The sequence below is a fragment of the Streptomyces sp. NBC_01803 genome (assembly GCF_035917415.1).
In the GTDB taxonomy this organism is placed as follows: Bacteria; Actinomycetota; Actinomycetes; order Streptomycetales; family Streptomycetaceae; genus Streptomyces.
Genome location: NZ_CP109073.1, coordinates 4506388 through 4528381, shown reverse-complemented (window position 1 = coordinate 4528381; position 21994 = coordinate 4506388). Strand labels below are relative to the sequence as shown.

Here is a 21994-nt window from a genome sequence, read left to right as displayed (position 1 = left end):
TAGGGCCTGGCACTGACAGGGATAGGGGCATCGGCGTCGATCACCAGGGTCGCAGCTCCAGTGAATCGCTCCCTTAAAACAGCGCATCATCCGGGGTCTCCTTCGGACCGACGGCCTTCTTGGGCTTGGCGGAGCCTTTCCTGTTGTGGAGGCCGCGACGGACTTCATCCGCGTAGAGGGCATGGTTGAGTTCGAGGAGACGGTCGTTCATCTCGATCTGAATGTCGGGATCAACGTTCCAACGCAGGCCATGGGTGGTCTCGTGGAAATCATGGTTCAAGATCAGCGGCGTCCAGCCGAACTGTGCAGCGAGGGGATGCGCGAGGTAGGACTCAGAGACTGCCTCGTCGATCTCGATGTGGATCTCGCGCAGACGCTGGATGTCGGAGTCACGGTTCTCCGGGTTGTGGACTTCGTTGTAGAGATCGGTCATACCGAGCTGTGGTATCCGCGTCAACTGGACATGGCGGCGGTAAGTGTCCAACTCCTCGCCGGCGGCACGGATGCGTGAGGTGATCTCCGGCTGTGGGAACGTGTCGAAACCATCGGAAGGCGTATAGCGCGGGTCCGATTTCATCGTCGACTCGCCTTTGACGGTCCACCAGTTAAAATGCCAAGCGCTGGTCAGGAGCGCGAGCATGGCGGTCACGTCAGAAGTGTAAAAGATACACAAAGAGTGCGAGAAGACCTGACCATTCGGGACAATGCTCGGCAGGCCGTACTTGCTGTGCATACCAATCACAAGAACGCGCTCGTATTCGGCAATAGTCACGCGCAGCGTTGGCCGTTTCTCCTCGTACTGCCACCAGCGCTGCGGTAGCGGGTTCCGCAATTGGAAGCTTCCATCCGGCTTCTTACGCTGCCGCCCGGGTCGGACTCGCTCGTCAAGGATTGAGAACGCGTCCGGGTATTTTCGTGCTTCCTCCTCGGGCATGTCGTTGAAGTCGATAGCCCAACGTGTTGCCGATGAGTCCGGCTGGTTGTTTACCTCATTATTGATGAGATACGGGAAGATGACCTTCGCGTTACGCTCATCCTTCGCAATAAGAGCCTGAGCTGCAGCTGGTTCCAAGAGGAAGCCCGTACCAGTTGTCTTGCAGCCCTGAGAACTTTGACCAGCAAAGGTCGCAAGCGTGTGCGGCTCGCCGACGACCCGTGATGGCCTGGTCAGGCTTGAATCAATCTCCAGAACAACCGTTCCGTCGAGGACAGTTTGCTCCTTGCCGCCCATCTTCCCGACCCAGACAAGCGCGACGTGGACGGCCGCGCCGCCAGGCCAGGGCTGAGACTTGATGGCGCGGTAGATCGATCGGTCCTGACTTTCAACGCGCGCGAGCCCAACCTTACGCGTGCCTGCCTGGCCGATGGTCTTCGTTGCGATCATGCCGAGGCGACCGCTCGGCATGAGTGTCAGTTCGCGAAGCAGAAAGTAGGCAACGAGGTCGACTTGACCACCCTCAGTGTGGCCGTCCGCGACAATCTGGCCGACGTATTCGTGGGCGTCTTTGCCGATGCGGCCGCTGAGTTGGTTGCCGCCTGAGAATGGTGGATTGCCCACTACCGCGTCGAAGCGGTGGCCGCCGCGAACGGGGTCGGCGACGATCTCGGGGAACTCAAGCGGCCAGTGCAACGGCCGTAGTGGGACGGTGCGTGATCCAGCGTTGGGGCCGAGGAGCCAGCCATCGATGATGGTGCGGGCTCTGGTCGCTGCTTCCTTGTCTCCCAGGAGCGCTTGTTCGACGAGGTCGGCGATAGAGCCAAGGCGGTCGTTGTATGCGTCGTCGGACTTGGTCGTCGCGGTGGAGAGCTTAGCGGCGACGACGGCGTCGGCGGCGAGGCGGAGACGTTCGGTGAGGGCTTCGGCCTCGCCGAGTTTCTTCGCTTTTTCCCGCGCGTCGCGGATGTCGATGACTTCGTGGGCTTCGATGTCGCGGCGCAGTTCCGCCGCCTGGGAGAGCAGCGGGCCAGTGACCTTGTCGATCTCACCGGTGAGGCGGGCGTTGATGCGGCGCCCATCGCTGGGCACGAGATGGAATGCCTCAATCTGGTCTGCCGTGAGACACCCGATGAGGGAGTCACCACAGCGCAGGGCGTGGTCAACGAAGTTGAAGGGGCGGCCCTTGGCGAGGGTGACGAGCCACAGTGAGAGTTTGGCGAGTTCCACGGCCATCTCGTCGATGTCCACGCCGTAGAGGCAGCGGTCGGCGACCATGCGGCGGGCTTCGAGCAGCAGTGCGTCGCGGTTCTCGCGCTGTTCGCTGAGGCGTGTGGCGACCGCTTCCGGCAGACCGTCCCGGTCCCATGCTTCGACGACGCGTTCGGACAAGTACCGGCATGCGGAGACGAGGAACGCGCCGGAACCCATCGCAGGGTCGAGAACCTTGAGTGCCAGGAGTTCAGAAGCCGGACGCACCGCCCATTCGGCTGGCTGCGTCCCATCGGCAGGCCGTGGGATGCCCTCCGGGGAGCCAGGCGAGAAGCACAGCGGGTCGAGTGTGTGCAGGACGACCTCTTCAGCCAGGGAGCGGGGCGTGTAGTGCGTTCCCTGGTCACGTCGGTCGCCGACCCGGGTGACGATGACCGTCCCGGCCGGGTGGATGATGGGTTCGTCGCGCAGGTCGGTGCGCAGCAGACCGAAGAACGGTCGGACTCTGGCAGCGAGCGCAGGGTCGTTGTCGCAGGCCGCGTCGAGCTTGCCGAGGTCGGCGCTCGCCGGCTCGGTCGCGAGTGCGGTGGCGAACTGCTTCGCCGTCAGCCCGGCGAGCTTGGGAACCTCGGTGTCGAGGCGGCCGGTACCGTGCCAGGTTTCGAGGTCGGTGAGTTTGGCGTCGAGGCCGGCTTTGCCCTTGAGGCCGAGGTGTGTCTCGCCGAGCAGGACTGCGGAGTGTTCGAGGAGGCCTTCGTAGACGTGGCCGATCTGTTCGACGTCGAGGCTCTTGTATGACAGGCGTTCCGTCGAGGTGACCTTGCCAGCGGACGTGGTGCGCTTGAGCTTGATCAGCGCGTCGAGCATGGCGAAGACGACGCGGTCGGTGACCTTCAGACGTTCCAGCCAGGAGAACCGGGTCGGGTCGAACAGTGATCCGCCGTACGCAGGAATCCACATGTCCGGGTGGCGGGCGCCGCCGTGGATGGCCCGGAAGGTGGCGAGCAGTGTGGGCCAGGCCGCTTGCCAGCGGTCCGCGATGGCGGCGTCGTCCTGGTCGAGGCGGTCGTAGAGCTTCGTGACCGAGTATGAGTCCGCATACAGTTCGTCGCCGGCGGGCAGCAGGTCCTGTTCCTCCGCGTACAGGAGGAAGACGATACGCATCATGACGGTCAGGGCCGCGCGGTAGACGGTGCGCGGGGCGACGCCCTCCAGCACGGTGCCGTCGGCTTCTCGGTTGAGGCGGGAGAGTTCCGAGACGAGGAGCTCGACCGCTTCGCGGACCTGGTTGCCGAGGGTTTTGGTGACGGCGGTGGTGTCGTCGGCGGTGCGGGTGAACAGGGCGGCAAGAGAGTCGGTGTCCTCGCCGTCGCGGCTCTTGGGTGCGATCGCGGCGCAGCGGACACCGAGCAGTGAGGCGAGGGCGCGCAGCAGTAGCGGCTCTTCGGACCAGGTGTCGGCGTCGAAGACTGCGACGGAGGTTGGTGCCGCGGGCCGGGCGTGGACGAGGACCCACAGGCGACCGTTGGTGAGCAGTGCGAGGGGCACGGCGCGGCGGCGACACAGCTCAGCCGCCTGTTCGGCAAGCGACGGCATGCCCTTCATGGCGCGGGTGAGGGGTTCGTCCCAGGGGCGGCGGTAGATCAGGGCGCGTTCGGCCGCGCCGGGCAGGCCGCTGGTTGGGTCGGCCGGGCCCATGAGCAGTGCGTCGGGATGGGTGCCGGGACGGCCGGCCAGCTCACGCGGCAGCATCGAGCCATGGCGCAGCGCCTGGCCGCGGTAGCCGAGCAGTTCCTCCAGGACCAAGTGCTGCCAGGCGGAGCACAGCACCGCCGGATCGGCTTTGAGTTCGGCCCATGCCTGCCGGAGGCGGGCGCGCAGGGAGCTCTCGACGACGTCAAGACCCTGCGGGAACGCTTCGGCGAGGATCTTCGCGGACAGGAACGGGCCGTCTGGGCGTAGCAAGTTGAGCCACTCGGCGTGCTGTTCGATTGGGGTCTGCTGCCCGGACTTCGGGAAACGGGTGCGTGCTGCCATCAGCGGCCTGCCTGGTGTGAAGTAGCACCTACGGTCAAGAAGGCGGGAACGAGGAATGTGACCGCGACAGGGAAGCGGCGGGCGACCGGGTCGGCGTAGCGGTGGCGCAGGACCTTGGTCTCGTTCTCGATCTGTTCCGGAATGGCGGCGAGGCGTTCCTCCAGTTCCGCTTGGTCCTTCTTGAGCTGATCGCGTTCCGCCTCGACAGTGAACAGCGTGTCCTGGCGCCAGAGCGGGTCCGACTTCAAGGCTTCCCGGATGTTGCGTTCCAGTTCGGACAGCACCGCCCGCATCGCCTTGACGTCCTCTTCGCAGCGCTTGTCCAGGATCTTCCCTTGCTTGCGCGCGATCTTGTTGGACGCGGTCGCCAGGGCCTTGCCGAGCGGGGTCTCCAGCATTCCCCACAGCCCGGCGAGCCGGTCGAGGAGTTCGGGTGGCGGCGCGTCCTGCGACGCTGCGGCGAGCCAACGCTCCAGGACCGCTGGGTCCTTCTCCACGGTCAGCTTGCCCTGTTCGATCGCGCCGCCGGCCAGGGCGATCTGCTCGTGCAGGCGCACGCCGCGGTTCCCAGTGAGCACGACGCGGCCGTGTGCGATCACCGCCGGGTTGCGCAGCAGGTCGCCGGGCACGATCCGGGCGGTGACGCGGGTCAGGTGCGCGCCGTGTTCGCCCTGGGACCACAGCTCGGCGCGCAGCAGACGCAGGCACAGGTCGACCAGGCGATGGTTCAGGTGCAGCAGCACGACGTCGTTGCGCCCGGCGTAGTCCTGGTCGAAGGTGACCGGGCGCTCCTTGCCGCTCACCGGGTGCCGCAGGCCGTCGTTACGGGCCTGCGCCCACCCCTCCTTCAGATCCGGGAGTCGAAAGCAGCGCGCCTTCACGCCCCTGGGCGATGGGGTGTCGATCAGGTCCTTGTTGTGGGCCAGGCGCAGCGCGGTGCGCACCACTCGTTCGATCGTCTCCGGGTTCAGGTTCAGCTCAGTGCGGGTCTGGGTGAGCTGGTCCTGCGCCTGCTGCAGGTCGTGCGCCAGATCCCGTCGGATCTTCAGTACGGCCTTGCCGGCTCGGCGTTGGATTTCCTTGTCGGTGGTCTGCCAGTTGGTACGTTTGCCGAGCATCTTCTGCTCGACCTGGCTGGCGATCACTTCTCCGGCGCTGCCGAGGTCGGTGCGGATCTGCTCGACCTTGCGCACCGCGACACCGAGGAACGCCATCGCGTCCTCCAAGGTGCCTTCGGCAAACCCGGTTTCCTCCTCGCGGCTCTGGTCCCAGCCGCGGGGCACGAAGTGAACGATCTCGACCTTCGCGGCGTTCTGCCCATGTCTGTCCACGCGGCCGTTGCGCTGTTCAAGGCGGTTCGGGTTCCATGGGATTTCCCAATGCAGCACCCGGTGGCAGTGGTTCTGCAGGTTGATGCCCTCGCTCGCCGAGTCTGTGGCAAGCAGGATCCGCACCGGGTCGGCGTCCGGGGAGTCCTGGAAGACGTTCTTGACGCGCTCGCGCTCGTCGCGGTCCTGGCCGCCGTAGAGTTGCGCGATGGCCTCGTTCGGGACCCCGGCACTGATCAGCCGTTCGTGCAGCCAGCGCTGGGTGTCGCGGTACTCGGTGAACACGATGACGCGCTCGCCGTCCCAACGCGCATTCACATCGTCGGCACCCTGCGGCTGCACGATCTCACGCAGCCAGCCGAGGAATGAGGTGAACTTGCCATCGGCCTTGTCCGAGTGCTGCAAACCCCAATCACGCAGTTCCTCCAGCAGCTTCCGCTCGGCTGGAGAGAGCGGCGGGACAAACCGGCGGGCTGTAGCCAGGGCCTGCTTCGCCGCTTCCTCGTAGGCGGCGTCGTCCTCGGCGGTCTCGTCCAGCTGCCCCAGCATCGCCGCGAGAACCTTCTCCGCGACCGAATGCGCTCCCCGGTCGTAGACCCGCTCCGCGTCACCCCCTTGTTCCCACGCAGTCATCGTCTTCAGGTGAGCCTCGACGGTGCTGGCGAATGCCTTCGGGCTGGAAAGGAAGCGGCGCTTGAGCAGCGTCACGACGAAGTCCGCAGCCCGGTTCGGTGCGGTCCCCTTCAGGGCCATCTGCCCGGAGATGATCTCCCGGCGCGACTGTGCGTACTGGTCGAGCTTCGCGTAAGCGTCACGGGTGACGGCGTCATAAGCGACCTCCAGGGGGTGGTCGAGGTCGCGTTCCGGGAACCGAGGGCTGCCGTCCCACTTTGGCGGCAGCTCCCGCTTCAGCCGACGCACCATCACCTGAGCCTTGGCCTCCTCCGACGGGGCCAGGGTACGGGCGAAGCGGTGGTTGTCGAGCAGGGCCAGCAGCGCGGTGAAGGATTCCAGGTAGCCATTGTGCGGAGTCGCCGACAGGAACAGCCGATGCTCGGCGTGCGGGGCAAGGATCTTGATCGCGGCCGTGCGCTGCGAATCGACCGCGTACTTCCCTGTACCCGAGGGCGCGCAGGTGTGTACCTCGTCGACCACGAGGAGATCGAAGGTGCGCGGATACTGGGGCACCGATGGCAGGATCGGGCGCAGCAGCGCCAGGGGCCGATCCCGCTTGAGCCAGTCGATCGAGACGATCAGCCGTGGGTAGTGCGTCCATGGGTTCGCGTACAGGCCACGAGACCTTCGCAGCTCCTTGAGGAGTTCCGCATCCACGATCTTGAAAGTGAGGCCGAACTTGTCGCGCATCTCATCGCGCCACTGCAGTGTGAGCGACGCCGGGCACACGATCAGCATCGTGCGCGCCCGGTGACGCAGCATGAGCTCCTGCATCACCAGACCCGCCTCAATGGTCTTACCGAGGCCGACGTCATCCGCGATCAGCAGATTCGTGCGCGGCATCTGCAGCGCCCGCACCACGGGGTCGAGCTGGTAATCCTCAGGCTTGACCCCGGAACGGAACGGGGCCTGCAGCAGCGTCTTGTCCGCTGTCGCCACCGAGCCCCAGCTCACCGCGTCCAGGAACGCGTCCAGCTTCGCCGGCTCGTCGAAACCGCGCATCGGCGATGGCAGGGCGTGCTGTTCGCGGGTCGCCGCGCCGGGCTCAAGCTCCCATAGGACGCGCAGCTCCTCATCCCCGGCATCGCCATCCACGGAAACCAAGGAGACTAGGTGCTGTGCCTCGCCGAGCAGCGGGCTGCCTGGCTCCTCAACCGCGATCGAGGAGCGTTCCACCGCCGTGGCCACCCAATTCCGATTACGTACCGTAACTAACTGGCCTACCGTCGGCAAGGCTGCATTCTGCGCGAACAGGTCATTCTCGTTGAGCACTTCGGCCCTCACCCGCGTTCACTTCCACCCCTGGATCGCCCTCGTTCCCCGTACATCCTGGCATGAGCCTGAGTCCTGCCCGCGGTCCAAGCGGCGTGGACAATGCGCGTGACGGCGGTTCGTGCTCAGCTGATTCCGGCGGTGGGCCATTCCCGAGAGCCAAGCCGATGGCATCGATCTCGTGGTGGCGAGGTCAAGGACGCCTCCCGAAAACGACATACTCGCGAATCTCTGCACTGCGCCCATCGCGGGAGAAGCGCCCCGGTGGCCAGGGCCAGGGCAGTGCGCGGAGAGCAGAGCTGGCTGCGTGGCCGGGTCCGCTGGGCGGTGGCCTACCGCAGTCGCCGGTGCCTCCGCGACTGAATGTGATGTAACTCATGAAGAGTCCGTAATGTGCACCCGGTGTCACAGCGCCACGCTTGGGTGCGAACACCGAGACGCGCGCCCGCGAGGGATAGATGCCCAATTCAGCCATTTCGCCCCCCGCTGTTCGCGCGACCTGGCCTCCGTTGCGTCTCTGGAGGCGGCGGATGCCCTCCTTGCGTGGTGACTCCGGCCACAGGCCGCGGCGGCAGTCCGGGCACGGAGTGACACCGCCGTCAGACAGAGTCCCAATTCACCGGACTTCAGGCGTCGTTCACTGCGCCTTGGGTTCCCTCTGTCGACGGAACGTGCGAGTAGGGTATGCCGCACCCGACTGGACGTTCGGGGTGTCCCCCTGAGAATTGAAACGCCCTCGCGCAGATGGCAGTCCGCGGAGGGCGATGAGTTCAAGGAGCCGAAGCCTTGAAACGCGTGCACCACCCTACCCATTGCTACTCGCCGGTCAAGTTCTGCGAGTGGCCTTTCCGTGCAGGTTGCATCCGGTGACTCCAGAGCCGGCCAGGCGGCGCTTCAACTCCTCGGAGCGCGCCGCCCTCTACCTGGCCGCCGACGGTCGCTGTACAGGCTGCGGAATCGAACTGCAGCCCAGTTGGCACGCCGACCACATCGCCCCCTACTCCGCGGGCGGACCCACCGACGTCACCAACGGGCAGGCTCTCTGCCCCACCTGCAACCTCGCGAAAGGCACCTCCGACATGAGCAACCTCAGAACCTGGCAACGCCGGGCGACTGAACTCTTCAACGTGCTGCCGCCCGGCACCCGCGACTTCCTCGTCTCGGCTACACCTGGCGCTGGCAAAACCCGGTACGCCCTGCGTCAAGCGGGCGATCTCATCGCCCAGGGAGCCATCGAGCGGGTGGCCGTCGTAGTCCCTACCGATGCGCTCCGGCAGCAATGGGCCGACGCCGCAGAAGGACAAGGGCTTTCCCTGAAGCCGGTCGCCGAACCAGAAGACTACGACAAGGCCGGCTACCGGGGCTGCGTCGTCACCTACCAGCAGTTGCTCGGCGCGGGTGCGGATCTCCTGCGGCGCGTCACCCGCCGACCGACACTCGTCATCCTTGACGAGATCCACCACGCGGGCGAGACCCGCTCGTGGGGCGAGGCGCTGCAACGAGCGGCCGAGAAGGCTCGCTACCGTCTCGCGCTCACCGGCACTCCATGGCGCAGGGACAACCAATCACCTATCCCCTTCGTGAAGTACAACGCCGAGGGAAGGGTGATCGTCGACTACGCCTACGAATACGGCGAGGCGGTCGCCGATGACGTCTGCCGCCGCATCGAGTTCCACGCCTACGATGGCGAGGCCCGCTGGACGGACCCCGCCCGGGCGCGCAGAACGTCGGCCAGTGGGCCCGGCACGGTGACCGTGGAGTTCGCTGCGACACTGGGTGCTGGTATGGACGGGGCAGACGTGTCCGCTGCCCTGGACGCCCTGTACGAGCCAAAGCACAACTGGATGCCGGAGATGCTGGCCCAGGCGAACGTCATGCTGGACGATTTGCGCGAGGAGATCCCCGACGCGGCCGGCTTGGTGGTATGCGAACGGCAGTGGCATGCTCGCGGCTACGCCGAGCTGATCGAGAGAATCACCGGGCAGAAGCCGCCTGTGGTGGTGTCGGACCCACAGCGCGACCCTGGGGGGAAGATCGCCAAGGCACAGATCGATGCCTTTCGGAACGGGCGAGGCCGGTGGATTGTCGCAGTGAAGATGATCAGCGAGGGGGTCGACATTCCTCGCTTGGCGATCGGCGTATACGCGTCCAAGACACAGACACCGCTGTTCTTCCGCCAGGTCGTCGGACGTTTCGTTCGAATGCGCGAAGGTGAGGAGTTCAACGCACGCCTCCTCATCCCTGCGGCACCGGAACTCCTTCGACACGCACGCGAAATCGAGGAGGAACTGCGCCACCAGCTCGACTTGGCCGAGGCGGAGGAGCGCAAGGCCCGAGAGGGTGACGGCAGCAGCAACTCCGGCCAGGGGCAGCTCGACTTCCGCGAACCGCTGTCCGCGTCCGCGCCTGTCTTCGACCGCGCGATCCTGGGCGGGCAGGAAAGCACGCCCGATGAGGTCGCGGCCGCGGGAGCCGAGTGCCGGAAGCTGGGCATCCCGGCCCGGTTTGCGGTCAACCTGGTTCCCCTGCTGCGGTCGAAGGAGGCCACTCCAGCACGGGAGCCGACCACGGTTCCACTGCCCGAAGAAGTGGCCGTACCGCGTCACAAGCGGGAGAAACTGTTGCGAGGAGAGATCACGACCCTCGTCGGAAGGTACGCCCGGCGCGCCGGAATGGAGCCGCAGGATGTCAACACCAACCTGCTGAAGGCCGGGCATCCGAAGCGCGCCGACGCGACCGTTGAGGAGTTGGAACAGGCACGGCAGACCCTTCTGCGTTGGATGGCTGACCTGTGATGGATGCCGGGACAGTCACCCCGAGTGCGCTCGGCACGGCGGTTCCAACCCGCGGTCGCGATAGCCCAAGTGGCCCGTCCTGCGCCTCGCCGATGGAGCGGACGGCGAGCAGCCCCACCGGAGGGTCGGCGGGACTTCTCGGTCGGCAGGGTGCCCGTCAGCAGTTCTCCCGAGAGGGTGGGGAGAACTCATCGGGAGGCGATTCCGGGAGCATTCCGGGAGCGGACTGCTTCGGACCAGGTTGGCTGAGACTGTGTGAGCTGGACACCAGGACGGTCGAACGCCTGGTCAAATCGCCTGAGTTGGACGGGGGTTGGGGTTGCTGGACAGTTGCCTTTGGACTCATAATCCGTCGGCCGTGGGTTCGAGTCCCACCCGCCCCACCACCGTCCGCGCCGAAGAACCCATCCTGAGCTGGGCGTTCACCCTCCTCGGCCAGCCAGGCACTCTCCGCAGCCGACGGGCCTGCTCCGCCTGCCCCAGGTGGCGCGCGACCTGCTCACGCCGGGCTTGGTTCTCCGCCGCGATCACCTCGTTCTCGTCGGCGATCGCATCGAACATGCGTATGAGGTGGGTGAGGTTGAGCCGGTCGAGCCGGACACGTCCGATGCGGGGCTTGAGGTGGAGACGGCTGTGCGACGCGTAGCCGTGCTGCGTCGTCCTGCGGATGCTCTTCCTCGATGCGATCCAGGAGTCGAGCCACTCGCCCACCGTCATGCGGGAGGTGAAGGGCTGCCCCGCGGCGAGCCGACGCTGGGGCTCTTTGCGGTCGGGCAGCGGCTTCCGATCCCGCGCCACCGTCTCAAGGAGGTCCGCGATCTCGCGACGCGCTTCGTCGTCATCCTCGTCCGGCAGGCACAGCAGAGAACGCACACGGTGCAGGTCCGCCTGCGCCTGTCCCGCCGAGGTATATCCCCCCCGCTGAAGAACCGCCGCTTGCCGTCCTCGCGCGGCGGCAGTTCCCGGCGTATGGAGTACGTGCCCTGCTTGGCCTGCTCAAGTCTGGAGCACTTGCTGCCCAGCGTCATGCGCCTCCGGATCCCGGCAGTGGCATCGCCCCCACGCGGAGCACGCTATCCACAGGGAGGAACACGGAAGGTTATCCATGGCAGGGATCTGATGCGGATGGCGCGTCATCAGCGCTGGCTGACTGAGGAAGGCGAAGTGGGCCGGTACTGAGCCGAGTGCTGAACCTATACCGATCAGGCGAAGCAGGAACTGGAGCGAGCCGCACTCGTCGCGCTGCTGCGACGGGGCGACCGGTCCTGGCCCCAGCTCACGGACCAGGTCGAGACGGTCGGCAGCGCACGCGCCGTTCTGGAGGAAGCGCTCGACACTGATGGTCAGGGGGTCCTCTTCGACACTGCGCCGTCTGTTGACCTGAAGGCCGTCGCCGCTGAGATCGCCGGCTGGGAGCGTGAGGGCATGCGGCTGGTCACGATCCTGGACGAGGATTACCCCCTGTATCTGCGGCTCGTGCACCAAGGGCCACCCTCCTCCTCATGCGCGGCACCGCCGTGGAGGGTGATCTGCGCGTCGCCGTGGTCGGCACCCGCAATCCCACTCCGGAAGGCGTTGCCCGCGCGTGCGCGATCGCCAGTGGACTCGCCGAGCGCGGTGTCACCGTGGTCAGCGGCCTGGCCGTCGGCATTGACACCGCCGCACACGGCACCGCGCTCGCCGTTGGCGGGCGCACCGTCGCCGTCATCGGCACCGGCCTGCGTCGGGCGTACCCGGCACAGAACGTCCGACTCCAACAGGAGATCTCCGAACGCGGCTTGGTCCTTTCCCAGTTCTGGCCGGACGCACCGCCATCGAAGTCCACCTTCCCGATGCGCAACGCGGTGATGAGCGGCCACAGCCTCGCCACCGTCGTCGTGCAGGCCGCCTACCGCAGCGGAAGCCCGCATGCAGGCGCGTCTCATGCTTGAGCATGGCCGACGGGTCCTCCTGATGCGTTCGTTGCTGACCAAGTGGGCACGGGAGTACGCGTCCCGGCCTCAACACCACCGTCATCGACGGCCCTGATGACGTTTTCAGCGAACTCGACTCCCTCGTCCCCGCCGCGGGCGAGCTCGCCTGGGTGTAGATAGCGGCGGTCCTCGGGTGGCATCTATCGTCGGGCTGTCCGCCTCAGCAACAGCACTTCCGCATGGGACTGACCGCGGTTCTCTGGCGCTTCCTCGCCGACCACGAAGCCTGCATCGCCGCCCACTGCTCCGTTCCCCGCTTCGATACGGTCAGGACGGTCCCAGCACCAGCGGCCGGGCGGAACATCCGCTGCGCGCCATGGTCGCCGAGACAGTTGAGCCCACACGTGGGCGCTTCCGCGATCTCCTCAGCCCCAGCGGAGAATGCGGCCGCGCTCGGCCGCACAGCCTCACCCGCCCGGTACATCTCGACGCCGCTGCGAGGCGAGTCCGTGCTGCTCATCGACGACACCTGGACCACCGGCAACCATGCACAATCCGCCGCGGCTGCGCTGAACGCCGCAGGGGCCGGCTACGTCGCCGTGGTGGTCCTCGGCCGCCACGGTGACGTGGCACATTCCGCGACACCCCCACCCACGTCGAACGGGCCAGACTGCGACGCTTCTCCTGGAACGTGTGCCCCCTGCGGAACTGGGAGCACGACTGAGCCACACGGCCTTCACTGCCACCGCTTTCCCATACGGCACCAGGTACGAACCTTCAGGTCACCGTGATGCGGCTGGGGTCGCCGGTCAGGGCCCCTGAGCGAACAGGGCCGTGATGTCCTGGTGCAGCGCCGTACGGATGTCTGGGCCCAGCCTCGCCCAGCCGAAGAACTCGCAGGCCAGCCGCACCAGTTCCTCGCCGGAGACCCCGGGGCACTCTGTGGCCAGCTCGCGCAGTGCCACCTGCCGTTACACCGGTGAGATGCGGCCGACCGGACGCCTCACCTGGTCTGAGGGGCGGCGTGCGGTGACGCACGCCCGGCCGGGCACGTCCCAGAACTCCCCGTCCCGAATGACCCGGCCAGCCCCTTGGAGACCTCGCAGGACCTGCTGAATGTTCGCGCGGATCCGGCAGGATCTGCTCACCGTCAGTGGGCTCATCATGAAACATGGCTTGATGGCGCGGACCACGTCGCGGGTACGTCCAAGCAGTTCCCGGACCGGCATGTGCCTGCGTTTCATCTGGGCCTGCCGTGTGATGACGCCGGCGGCGCCTCCGGCGAAGTTCCGGGGCCGACGGGCGTTACACACCTCGATGACCGCCCCGGCTGCCGCCTGGACCAAGCGCTTGTCGACCTCCTGAAACTCCGCGACCAGGGCGTCCAGGTCGGAGGCACGGCTGGTGCGCAGCCGAGCGTCAGTAAAGGAGCGGTTCATCTCCTATGCCACCGGCGCGATCTCAGGAACTCCCGATCTGTTCGGCTGGGCTGGCTGGGACCACCGGGAACAGGCGCGAGCACTCGCCACGTACTTCACCAACCAGGAGTTGTCCGCCGAGGAGATGACGCCGCTCCTCGCCGGTCTCCTGGAACTCCAGCCGTGGCTGGACCAGGGGCACAACGAGTTCGACCCGGTGTACGGCGGCTCTCCTGCAGCCTTCTTCGCGGGGTATCGCCCCACACAGCAGGGCGCACACGGTTGACCGACGACGACCTGCGGAACTGGCGTCCTCCGGCGGCTCGTCGTGGCCGACGCCCGGCCAGCGGCTGATCGTCTCTGCGCGCCCCCCTGACTCTCTACGCGTCGGGGGCCCGGCGCCGTCAGCCGCTCGGTCGCGTGCCGTACAAGCGGAGACCGGCCGTGGGCAGATCGCCGCCGAGTTCAGTGGGCAGCGGCACCTCTTCGCCGTACTTGCCGTGCACGACGCTCTTGTATTCTCCATCTCCGGGACGGCCGAAGAGCGACCACGTGCCGGTACGCGGGTCTACCTGCAGAAGACGAACGACGCCTGCGGCTGCATACCATGCGGTCTTCTCATTGATGCCTTTCAGCCGCTCGGTCGGAGAGATCACCTCTACGGCCAGTTCGACCGCGTCCGCGTCCAGGAGCCAGCCCTCGTCATCCTTGAACGTGCGTGGCCCGATGGTCAGGTCTGGAGTCGCGTAGTCGTCCGGGTCGTCGGGCATCGGGACGGATACGTTCTCAAACGCCTCGTACAGGCCGGAAAGCCCGGGGCGGATGGCGTCGCGCAGATCGATGATGATCCCGGCGTGCTTGCCGCTCGGGCTCGGGGACATCACGAGTGTTCCTCCGATGATCTCAACGCTCATGCCGGTGGCCTGCTCGATCCGCTCGGCAGCTTCGCGCAGGTGTCCGCGACGAACGGGAATGGGGTGATGAGCCGGGCTGCTCAAGGTGTCACCTCTCTTGTTGCCTCGCCGGAACTCCTGCGGTATCGCCTCGACGCTCACACGACATGCTTCACCATACGGCAGGGGTCGCGGGCGAAGGCTCCAGAGATCGATCGACAATTCCGGTAGTGCCAGTCACTGACCGTGCGCATCGCGATGGATGAGAGCAGGCGCCCCTCCGTGCAGTAGCACCGTCATCACGCGAGGGGGAGGGGACCTCAATGTCCGCTGGTGGCCCTGGGCAGGCCCCCGCGGTGCTCTGGCGCTTCCTCGCCGACCACGAAGCCTGCGTCGCCGCCCACTGCTCTGTTCCCCGCTTCGATACGGACACGACCGTCCCCAGCACCAGCGGCCAGGCAGGCATCCACTACGCACCATGGTCGCCAGGACAGTTGAGCCCACACGTGGACGCTTCCGCGATCTCCTCAGCCCGACGAAGAAGGCAGCAGCGCTCGGCCGTACCGCCGCGCCGGCCCGATACGTCTCATCGGCACTGCGAGGCGAGTCCGTACTCCTCATCGATGACACCTGGACCACGGGTAACCACGCGCAATCCGCCGCAGCCGCGCTGAAGGCCGCCGGAGCCCGCCACGTTGCCGTGGTCGTCCTCGGCCGCCATCTCAACCGCACCTTTCGCGACACCGCCGCCAGCGTCGAACGGGCCAGACTGCGGCGCTTCTCCTGGAAGACGTGCCCCCTGCGGGACTGGGTGCACGACTGACCCGAGCCGCCGCTACCGCCCCGCCTTATCGGCGGGTGCTCCACTCCACACATGCGTGACCACCCGAGCGGTGCCGGCGACAGGGACTGACGAAGTCGTCGGTATTCGACGCGACGCAGACGGGAGCGGGCAGCCCGCTCATGGCCTCTGCGATGCCATCGACAGCGGTCAATTCCGCTCCGAGGGGCCGCCTCATACAGGTGCCCGTACTGCCGCAGCCAGTCCGTTTCCAGGCGCCGTCCAGGCTGTTCCTCCACAGCAGCCAGCGGCCCGTGCCGCCGGCATGCGGGCGTTTGGCTACTGCGACGCTCTGACGCCGACCTCGCGGCTGGAAGGACCAGACACCGCCCTGTTCGACGATATGCGTGAACTGCCCAGGCTGCTGGCCACTACTGCCCACCGAACTTCCGTGGCGCCGGGACCGACTTACCTCGCTCGCAACGGCAGGGACAGCGGCTTTCCACCGTGGAGGCGACCAGGTACAAAGTCGTTCTCTGAAAGAAGACACACAGAGGAGACCGGACCGGCCGTTGCGCCACTCACCACCGGTCCGAGAGGTGATGCCGACAGGCTCGCAGCCTCGCCGCTTCAGGCTCCGGTGACCTCGATCGTCGCCAGGTTCCTCTTGCCCCTGCGCAGCACCAGCCAGCGCCCGTGCAGCAACTCGTCGGCCGTGGGCACCGCGTCCTCGGCGGTCACCTTCACGTTGTTCACGTAGGCGCCGCCCTCCTTCACGGTGCGGCGGGCGGCCGACTTGCTCGCCACGAGGCCGACCTCCGCGAACAGGTCAGTGACCGGGCCGAGTTCGCTCACCTTGGCGTTCGGCAGCTCGGCAACGGCGGCGGCCAGCGTCGCCTCGTCGAGTGCGGCGAGCTCACCCTGCCCGAACAGCGCCTTCGACGCGGCGATCACGGCGGCGCACTGGTCGGCGCCGTGCACCAGCGTGGTCAGCTCCTCGGCGAGCGCACGCTGCGCGGTACGGGCCTGCGGTCGCTCCTCGGTCACCTTCTCCAATTCTTCCAATTCCTCGCGGGACTGGAAGGAGAGGATCCGGGTGTACCGGGAGATGTCCCGGTCGTCCGTGTTCAGCCAGAACTGGTAGAACGCGTACGGCGTGGTCATCTCCGGGTCGAGCCAGAGCGTGCCGGTCTCCGTCTTGCCGAACTTGGTGCCGTCCGCCTTCGTCATCAGGGGCGTCGCGAGCGCGTGCACCTCGGCGTTCGGCTCCAGGCGGTGGATCAGATCCAGTCCGGCCGTGAGGTTGCCCCACTGGTCGCTACCGCCCGTCTGGAGCGTGCAGCCGTACCGCCGGTACAGCTGAAGGAAGTCCATGCCCTGAAGCAACTGGTAGCTGAACTCCGTGTAGCTGATGCCCTGGGCGGACGCCAGGCGCTGGGCGACCGAGTCCTTGGTGAGCATCTTGTTGACCCGGAAGTGCTTGCCGATATCCCGGAGGAACTCGATCACGGACAGGCCCGCTGTCCAGTCCAGGTTGTTCACCATGGTCGCCGCGTTGTCGCCCTCGAAGGAGAGGTACGGCTCGATCTGCGCGCGCAGCCGGGTCACCCACTCGGCGATGACCTCCGGGTCGTTCAGGGTGCGCTCGGCAGTCGGCCGCGGGTCACCGATGTGGCCGGTCGCGCCGCCCACGAGCGCCAACGGCCGGTGCCCGGCCTGCTGGAGCCGACGGAGGGTGAGCACCTGCACCAGGTGACCGACGTGCAGGCTCGCCGCGGTCGGGTCGAAGCCGCAATAGAACGTGACGGGACCGTCCGCGAGAGCCTTGCGCAATGCGTCCTCGTCAGTGGACTGGGCGATCAGCCCACGCCACCTCAGCTCGTCGACGATGGCCGTCACGGTCCTGGGTCTCCTTGAGTCGCGGGTGTCAGTGTGGCGGTTAGTCTAGTGCTCCAGCCGGACCGTTGCGTTTGCCCTGGTCAGCGGGCAGTGGTGAGGAATATGGCAAGGCCACACCCGCACCCGGGAGTGATCGAGCAGGGACTGCGGCGGACGGTGGATATTCACTTCACCGTTGACGAAATCCGGGCCGTGGCACGCGGGTCTCGCCGCCATTCCGTCCAGTCGGCCTCGGACCTGAACTTCGGCAACTACCACTTCCTGCTGAAGGAACCCAGCCACTGGGCGAGACTCCGCTGGGACGTCGACCAGGAGCAATTCCTGGACTGGCTCGAGGAATGCCGGAGCTTCCGCAACAACTTGATGCACTTCAGCCCAGACCCACTAACCGAGGAGCAACTCAGCCCCGTAACTGAGCTGCTCGGGCTGTTGCGGACCCTGGATCCGCACGCCTGAAGGCACGACGCGCGCATGCGAATGTGCGCCGAGGGGTTGTCGCCGGGATCTCTGGAGTCCCGTGACTCGTGACCCAACCGCCCATCGCGGCAGTCATGTGGGACGGGGTTTCGGGGAGGCAAAGGCGCCTGCGGTCTGGCCTGCCCGCGCGCGGCCGACCGCGATGCCGCGGGGACCAGCCGTTTGGGCGACTCCTGGTTCGATGGAGCGGACAGCGAGCAGCCCTGCCGGGAGGCCGGCGGGGGCTGCTCGGCCGGGGTGCACCGTCAGCGAGTCTTCAAAGAGGTCAGAGGGAACTCACCAGGAGGCGATTCCGGGAGCGTTCCGGGAGCGGACTGCTTCGGATGAGGTTGGCTGGGACGGCGTGAGCTCGACGCCAGGACCGTCGTACGCCGCGTCAAACGGCCTGAGCCAGATGGGCGTTGGAGTTCCTGGACGGTTTCCCCAGGACTCATGATCCGTCGGCCGCCCCCCCACCAATGCCAGGCACCCCATCGTTCGCCGCATCATCGGCATGTAACTCGCTCTCTCTGTCCGGCGGTTCCTGACCGAACCTGCCACCGGCCGCTCAGCCCAGTGAAGATCCCTCACAGACCTGGAGAAAGGGCTGAGGTGCCCGGCAAGGTGACCGTGTGACGGCCGCGGGCCAGGCGGCGTCCCCTGAGCATGGCCATCGACCTCCGCACGACGGCTTCGCTGGTGACCGGCCGGGGCTCGTAGTCGCGGGCGAGATGACGCGAACGCATCAGCCGAGCCAGGGGGCCTTCCACGCACCAGCGTCCGGGCGGCACGACGAAGCCGCGCATGTCGTCGCTGCGCCTGACGACCTCCAGGATGATGCGGAGTCGGTGCCTGGCCCGGCCGGTGAACGGGGGTGCGGCCGGGCCGGCCGCACTCCGTTCACCACTGCGGCGGTCCGAATCCCTGCTGCGGGTCGTTCTGCTGGTGCGGGCCGGGCTGCGGATACGGTCCCGGCTGTGGCTGTGGCTGCATCGGCATCGGCATCGGCATCGGCATCAGGCTGGCCGTCCCCGTGGCCATCTGCTGCTGGGACACCGACTGGGCCAGCGCCAGAGTGTGGTCAGCCAGCGCCCGGGCCTCGGCCAGCGCCTCCGCGTCGTCCGCCAGCGCCGCCGGGGCGTCCGCCATGGTGCGCAGCACCAGCTCCGTCCCGCGCTGCGGCAGCCCGCAGTCCACGTACAGGCCCGCGAGGTGCAGGGTCTCGATCACCAGCGTGCGGCGCTCCAGGCCGGGCATGCGGCGCATCCGGCGTAGCAGCTTTTGCTGGAGCTCGGCCGCCTCGAAGCCCAGACCCCGGTCCCATAGCCGCAGCACCCGGCGGCGCAACGCGATCAGGTCCCACAGTCGGCTGGCGGGCGCCGCCGCCCCGCCGGCCAGCACCGCGATCGCGCCGGCCACCAGCAGATACAGGCCGACGCCCGGGGAGATGTCCAGGGTCGCGCCGTCCGGCCCGGGCATCTCCCCGGTCTCGGCCAGGTGCAGCAGCGCCCAGGCACCGGCCAGCGCCCCGGCGCCCAGCAGGACCATCCGGCTGCGGCGGCCGGCCTGGCCGGTCAGGTACCACAGCCCGGTGGGCACCGCGACGATGCCTGCGGCCAGGGTGATCCCGCCGTCGCCACCGGACAGCCCGGCCCGGGAGCCGAGCCCGTGCTCGCTCGCCCCGTAGACCACCTCGCCGGCGTCCGGCCCGCCGATCCAGGGCAGCAGCGAGCCCAGGATCAGCAGCAGTCCGCCGCCGGCCGCCAGCGTCACGGTGACCAGCGTGCGCGGATGGCGCAGCGCCGCGATCGCCTCGTCCAGCACGCTCATCCGGGCAGCCTCATCAAGTCGGCGGTGGTGGTGGACTCGGTGATGAACAGGATCACCGGGACCAGCAGGGTGGCGGCCGGGACGAGGACCAGCCGGGCCGGGACGCGCAGCCGGGTGGAACTCAGCCGGGCTGCCAGCACGCCCAGGCTGCCGGGGATCAGCAGCAGCAGGGTGAGGACAGACAGCAGATAGCGGGCCAGGGAGTCGCCGGGGGCCGGGAACAGCGGCGCCAGGACCGACTGTTCGGCCAGCCACTCGGTGCCCCGGGCCAGGCCCCGGATCACTGAGATCAGCGCCAGCACCGGCAGCGCCAGCAGGAACAGATTCCACAGCAACTGGGCGTCCACCACCCGCCCGGCGGCCGGTCGGCGACCCTCGGCCAGCCGCATGCGCTCCAGATGCGGGTCCATCCGCTGCCGACTGTGCAGTTCGTTGAAGGCGGCGAAGTCGCCCTGCCTGGCCCGTGCGCCGAGTTCGCTCTCGGTCGCGAAAACGAGATCGCGCTGCTCATCCATCGTCGTTCGCCCTCCCACCCCGGGTATCCACCGCACCGGCGCGCGCGGCACCGGTTCTTGACGCTCTCCCGGCCGCCGGCTCCCGGCCTACCGTGCGGGCCGCGGCCCGGCTGGTCACCGCCCCACCGCCGCGCGTTCCGTGGCCCGGGTCCGTCGGCGCACCGTGACCAGCGCGGTCAGCAGGCCCAGCAGGGCACCGCCCGCGGCGGCGGCCAGCGGCCACAGCGGCTGGCCGGCCGGGGCGGGGGCTGCCGCGATGCCGGCCAGGGACTCCCCGCCGGCCGACCAGTCGTCGTACTCCGGGAGCGTCAACCGGTAGACACCGGGCGGCAGTTCCGCCTCACCCACGGCCCAGCCGTCCCGCCAGCCGCTGTCCGTGGCGGCGCGGTGCTCGAAAGCGGTGCTCTCTTCGACCGGCACCGCATTGCCTCGCTCGTCCGTGACCGTCACCAGGACCGCGCGCGGCCGTCCTTGGTCGAGCATGGCCTGCACCAGGGGAAGACGTTCGGTGCCCGGTTCGGTCTCCAGCCAGAACGCCCAGGTGCCGCCCTGCCCGGCCGTGACCCGGAACTCCAGCTCACCGCCCTGGTCGGCGCGCGCGAAGCCGGCCGCCGCATCATCCAACCGGGTCTTCTGGCCGTATCCGTAGCCGAAGAGAAGCGCAAACGCGCCGACCCACAGGGCCACGGCCACCAGATACCACCTGCGGGACGGTCCGAGCCGCAGGAACATGTCCTCGGCCGGCCTGACGACCGGCTGAACGGAGATCATGACACCCCTCCCCCACTGACTTCCCCCCGACCCGGTACCGGTGTCGATCCGCCCCCGGCCCCCACCCCCACAGCTTCCCGATATTGCGGACACCTCGCGCAGGAAGAATGGGGGATCGATGAATGGTGGAGTCGCCGGTCAGCTTACCGTTCACCCTTCAACGGCGCAGCCCTCATGCCCAATCCGTGACACCACCGCCCCGCGGCGCCCTCCCGCCGGACGCGGACCGCCTCGACCAGCGCGTCCCGCACGGCGTCCCGGCCGCCGCGAAGTCGGCTCCGCGCCGGGCTGCTGCCGCCGCGCGACGGGACGGTCAGCACCCATGTGCCGGCGGGTGTCCAGCGGCTCGCCGCTCGGCTCGGGGACGTCCCGATCGGGGTGTTCACCGCCGACTGGGCGCTCGTGTGGTGGAACACCATGTGGAGCGCCCTGCACGGGGACCCCGCCGAGCTCCCGGCCGCCGAGCGGAACCTCCCCCGAGCCCTGTTCGGTGACGGCCCGGCCCGCGCCGCGCTGCGTCCCATCCGGTCCGAGCACGGCGAGGACACCTTCGCGGCGTCGATCGTCGCCGACCTCAAGGACGCCGTCTCCCGCTATCCCGCGGACGCCCGACTCGGTCGTCTCGTGCGGGAGCTGCGGGGAGCGTCCGACGCCTTCGCCCACCACTGGGCCACGGCGACGCCGACCCCGCACGTGACCGAGCGGAAGACGATCCGGCATCCGGAGATCGGCGACATCCTGCTCGACTGCGATGTCCTCATCGTCCCCGGCGCCGACCTGCGGATGGTCACCTACACGGCGGCGGCCGGGAGCGGCGACGCGGGAAAGCTCGACCTTCTCCGCGTCACAGGCGGCCACCGCCACCGCGCTCCCGTGACACCAGCACCGGCACCAGCACCAGCACCAGCACCAGCACCAGCACCAGCACCAGCGTTGGCGGGACGCCGTACGTCTTCACCCACGATGGCCCGATCCGGCACTCCCCGCCCGGACCTCGGACCGGGCTCCCCAGGGCCGGCGACGCTCCCGGCCAAGCCGAACGCGTAGCCCGGCCCCTCCTGTACCTCGGTGAGCGGCCGGGGAACCACCACGGACGGAACGCGGTGTTCAACACCCACCGTTCGGGCCTGCCGGATCAGACGGAGGTCCGGAAATGCGACATGCTCCCGACATACGCGGTCCACGGCGTGGGCCCGGGCGGCCTCCCCTGACGGTTTCCCGTCACGGCCCATTCGGACAGCGGCCGGAGTAGGCTGGTGGCACCG

General features: G+C 67.9%; 15 protein-coding genes and 1 pseudogene. 6 read left to right on the top strand and 10 right to left on the bottom strand.

Features of this window, described 5'->3' with window-relative positions; all coding sequences use genetic code 11:
- Window positions 1–73: 73 nt before the first annotated feature.
- Window positions 74–4183: an Eco57I restriction-modification methylase domain-containing protein gene (locus OIE51_RS20555; protein WP_326599213.1), complete on the bottom strand. Its 4110-nt coding sequence runs from the start codon at window positions 4181–4183 to the stop codon at window positions 74–76.
- Window positions 4183–7458, bottom strand: coding sequence for a DISARM system SNF2-like helicase DrmD (gene drmD / locus OIE51_RS20550; RefSeq protein WP_326599212.1), 3276 nt, complete (start codon window positions 7456–7458; stop codon window positions 4183–4185). Before drmD ends, OIE51_RS20555 begins: the two co-directional genes overlap by 1 nt.
- A gap of 866 nt (window positions 7459–8324) precedes the next feature.
- Between drmD and OIE51_RS20545 the strand changes: the two genes are divergently transcribed.
- Window positions 8325–10253, top strand: a complete 1929-nt coding sequence (locus OIE51_RS20545) for a DEAD/DEAH box helicase family protein (protein WP_326599211.1) — start codon at window positions 8325–8327, stop codon at window positions 10251–10253.
- 342 nt (window positions 10254–10595) lie between these two features.
- Here OIE51_RS20545 and OIE51_RS20540 read toward each other — a convergent pair whose 3' ends face one another.
- Together OIE51_RS20540 and OIE51_RS20535 are read right to left on the bottom strand one after the other, a co-directional pair.
- A complete protein-coding gene (locus tag OIE51_RS20540) occupies window positions 10596–11126 on the bottom strand; it encodes a hypothetical protein (protein ID WP_326599210.1) in 531 nt (176 codons plus the stop codon).
- 123 nt (window positions 11127–11249) lie between these two features.
- Window positions 11250–11735 (bottom strand): hypothetical protein, encoded by a 486-nt coding sequence (locus OIE51_RS20535; RefSeq protein ID WP_326599209.1) that lies wholly within the window; start codon window positions 11733–11735, stop codon window positions 11250–11252.
- A gap of 20 nt (window positions 11736–11755) precedes the next feature.
- Between OIE51_RS20535 and OIE51_RS20530 the strand changes: the two genes are divergently transcribed.
- On the top strand, window positions 11756–12184 hold the full coding sequence (locus OIE51_RS20530) for a DNA-processing protein DprA (protein ID WP_326599208.1): 429 nt from the start codon (window positions 11756–11758) through the stop codon (window positions 12182–12184).
- Window positions 12185–12975: 791 nt separating this feature from the next.
- Here OIE51_RS20530 and OIE51_RS20525 read toward each other — a convergent pair.
- Window positions 12976–13131 (bottom strand): hypothetical protein, encoded by a 156-nt coding sequence (locus OIE51_RS20525; protein WP_326599207.1) that lies wholly within the window; start codon window positions 13129–13131, stop codon window positions 12976–12978.
- 460 nt (window positions 13132–13591) lie between these two features.
- Between OIE51_RS20525 and OIE51_RS20520 the strand changes: the two are divergent.
- A pseudogene (locus tag OIE51_RS20520) lies at window positions 13592–13938 on the top strand (DUF7008 domain-containing protein); the annotation flags it as partial.
- Window positions 13939–13988: 50 nt separating this feature from the next.
- On the opposite strand, the gene OIE51_RS20515 reads toward OIE51_RS20520, so the two are convergent.
- Window positions 13989–14639 carry a Uma2 family endonuclease gene (locus OIE51_RS20515; protein ID WP_326599206.1) on the bottom strand — a complete coding sequence of 217 codons (651 nt, stop codon included), beginning with the start codon at window positions 14637–14639 and terminating at the stop codon, window positions 13989–13991.
- Window positions 14640–14955: 316 nt separating this feature from the next.
- On the opposite strand from OIE51_RS20515, the gene OIE51_RS20510 reads away from it, so the two are divergent.
- Entirely contained in the window at window positions 14956–15300 is a 345-nt protein-coding gene (locus OIE51_RS20510; RefSeq protein WP_326599205.1) for a hypothetical protein, read from the top strand.
- A 588-nt stretch (window positions 15301–15888) separates the two neighbouring features.
- Here the strand turns inward: OIE51_RS20510 and tyrS are convergent.
- Complete coding sequence (gene tyrS, locus OIE51_RS20500) at window positions 15889–17157, bottom strand: tyrosine--tRNA ligase (RefSeq protein ID WP_326599204.1); 1269 nt, start codon at window positions 17155–17157, stop codon at window positions 15889–15891.
- Between the two features lie 129 nt (window positions 17158–17286).
- On the opposite strand from tyrS, the gene OIE51_RS20495 reads away from it, so the two are divergent.
- Entirely contained in the window at window positions 17287–17613 is a 327-nt protein-coding gene (locus OIE51_RS20495) for a hypothetical protein (protein WP_326599203.1), read from the top strand.
- A gap of 900 nt (window positions 17614–18513) precedes the next feature.
- Here OIE51_RS20495 and OIE51_RS20490 read toward each other — a convergent pair.
- The 3 genes from OIE51_RS20490 to OIE51_RS20480 form a co-directional block, all read right to left on the bottom strand.
- Window positions 18514–19443 (bottom strand): hypothetical protein, encoded by a 930-nt coding sequence (locus OIE51_RS20490; protein WP_326599202.1) that lies wholly within the window; start codon window positions 19441–19443, stop codon window positions 18514–18516.
- Entirely contained in the window at window positions 19440–19958 is a 519-nt protein-coding gene (locus OIE51_RS20485) for a hypothetical protein (RefSeq protein WP_326599201.1), read from the bottom strand. Before OIE51_RS20485 ends, OIE51_RS20490 begins: the two co-directional genes overlap by 4 nt.
- 114 nt (window positions 19959–20072) lie before the next feature.
- On the bottom strand, window positions 20073–20729 hold the full coding sequence (locus OIE51_RS20480; protein WP_326599200.1) for a hypothetical protein: 657 nt from the start codon (window positions 20727–20729) through the stop codon (window positions 20073–20075).
- Between the two features lie 324 nt (window positions 20730–21053).
- Between OIE51_RS20480 and OIE51_RS20475 the strand changes: the two genes are divergently transcribed.
- Window positions 21054–21776: an MmyB family transcriptional regulator gene (locus OIE51_RS20475; RefSeq protein ID WP_326599199.1), complete on the top strand. Its 723-nt coding sequence runs from the start codon at window positions 21054–21056 to the stop codon at window positions 21774–21776.
- Window positions 21777–21994 lie beyond the last annotated feature (218 nt).